The organism is Microcoleus sp. MON2_D5, from assembly GCF_036701905.1.
In the GTDB taxonomy this organism is placed as follows: domain Bacteria; phylum Cyanobacteriota; class Cyanobacteriia; order Cyanobacteriales; family Microcoleaceae; genus Microcoleus.
Window position 1 is genome coordinate 1 of record NZ_JAUBRM010000217.1, and the last position, 2,169, is coordinate 2,169.

The window sequence follows — 2,169 nt, forward strand, 5'->3', positions numbered from 1 at the left end:
CTTTTAGGCGCTTTTGGTCTTCGGGTGTCATTTTTTTCCCTCATCTTTTTTCACAGTTTTACTAGCTTTTTCATTTTAGCGCTTTTTTCATATATTTGCAAAAGTGAGATGCACCCCGTTGGATTGCCCGCGGTTGTGGTAAGAAAGATGACACGCGGTACAAAGGGCTATTAAATTTTCTGGGCGGTTGTCCTCCGGTATTCTGTTGCGGTGGTGCACTGTCAAAGTTAGGGAACATCGTTCGGACTTGGTTAAGCCACTTTTCTTACCGGGTCGGAGGCATTGTTGGTTGCATTTAGTACAGCGCCAGAGCGCACTTTCTTTCACGGAGAGCGCAATAAGAGTGCCAATTGTCGGGATACCTCTTGGGTTTTGTCATAGCTCATTTCTCACTCTTGCGGCGCTCGCTTTTGTTGCCATCACTCAGAAGCCATCAAGTCAAAGAGTGCTGTAAATTCGCTCAATATTCCATATCTCTTAACGCCTTCCTCACTATTATTCCACTTTTAGTATAAGAGAGCTCGGATGAGTGGTACGAATACTCTTCCTCAAGCTTTAAGATTGATGGCTAACCAACTTGAAAATATCAGTGAGTTGCTTTTCGGTTTTTCTAACCGAGATCAACCAGTTAAATCCTTCACGTAGCATCAACAAATAGCCCAATCAGCTTAGTTTATTTTTTCGACAATTAATCCACCCTGCCATCCCTCAAAGAATATGTCTGGAAAAATCCTCAAGCTACACCCCCAATTACAGCAGAAAACAATTTTGATCAGCTTTTAGATAAAATCAAAACTAGAACCGCCCTTTATCTCGGCAAGCCTTCTATCTTTAGTCTGCAAGCTTTTTTAGATGGTTACACTTTAGCCTGTCGCCAACTCGGAATTCCTGTTACTGAACAGGAACAAGAATTTGCAGAATTTTAAGACTGGATTGAAAAACAATTTAACCAGCCATCTACCAAGTCTTGGGCGCGAATTATCCTTTTGTATTCAGAAGATGAATCCCAAGCGCTTGATACATTTTTTCAGCTCTTTGAAAATTTTTTACAGCGCGAATCCTCGCTTGATGCCGACACAATCTCTCGCCACCAGCAGCCCCGAAAATGGTAATAAAAAGCAGCTAAATTCAATGCTTGAAAACTTATCCGAAGAAGCGCTTGCCCAACTTCGTGAAGAAGCCGAATCTTTGCACCAACAAGAAAAAAGCCCAGTATAGAACCGCTTTGAGATCTTGAGGGCGATCGCTCGCAAGCAGTTGATCGGCTTTTAGCAGTTGGGCTCTCTCGGATATTTGGTGCAGAATGTAGCAATTGATACTAAATTGCTATAAGTCCCCACTTCAGTAGCACTCCGGTGAGACCGGATTGGGGAAGAAAGCGCCGATCGAGCAAGCCGGATTGCGAAAAGGCTCCTGAGCGACTTGCAGTGATGAATGTTTGGCTCAACTTTGCCAAGAGGAGTCTAACTCGAAGTTGCAAGGGTTTTCCAGTACCTAAGAGCTGCTGAGCGGCTGATATTCATGACTTGAAAATGGGCGGAAGTCATTATAGCATTGAGTAGTTATATTACACAGCAGGCGAAACTGAAACGGTGTTGGCGGTTGATTTACTCGCTCTACACGCACTTCTACAAAACTAGGATTCCTCAAGAGAAGTTCAAAAATCTCACTCTTCAAATATCGCGGACAATACCCGACAATGTAGTGGTCTTCTGTATTTAAAGTCAATGCTTTAGAATCATAATGATTTTGAAATTCGTGAGCCAACCACAACTTTTCTCCAGGTTCTAAACAGTTAATTCGCTCAATCGCACCTTGTGGCAAGTAGCGCAACCCATGCGAGAAAAAGTGGAGGCGATACCGCCCTTCTGAATCTGGTTCAGGAATGAGAAAAACAGTTAGAGTATCTGTTTCTCGCCGCCCACCGCTGCGAGCTAACATGGCAATTGGATCGCTTTCATTTTGAGTCAGATTTAGCCAGTGAATAAAACTTGAGTAATCGGGGCGATTTTTCGGCATCAACCGATTAGCAAATACGGAAAATAAGTAGGTTGATGTATATACTTTACCTAAGCGCGGAAACGAGGGCAAGGGGGTGCATCTCACTTTTGCAAATATATGAAAAAAGCGCCAAAATGAAAAAGCTAGTAAAACTGTGAAAAAAGATGA

General features: G+C 42.9%; 2 protein-coding genes. One reads left to right on the plus strand and one right to left on the minus strand.

The window, feature by feature from the left end:
• The first annotated feature begins 933 nt into the window (after window positions 1-933).
• Window positions 934-1,218 (plus strand): hypothetical protein, encoded by a 285-nt coding sequence (locus QUA47_RS30740; protein WP_333411168.1) that lies wholly within the window; start codon window positions 934-936, stop codon window positions 1,216-1,218.
• Window positions 1,219-1,494: 276 nt separating this feature from the next.
• On the opposite strand, the gene QUA47_RS30745 is transcribed toward QUA47_RS30740, so the two are convergent.
• On the minus strand, window positions 1,495-2,169 hold a 675-nt coding region (locus tag QUA47_RS30745), incomplete at its 5' end, for an HIRAN domain-containing protein (RefSeq protein ID WP_333433615.1).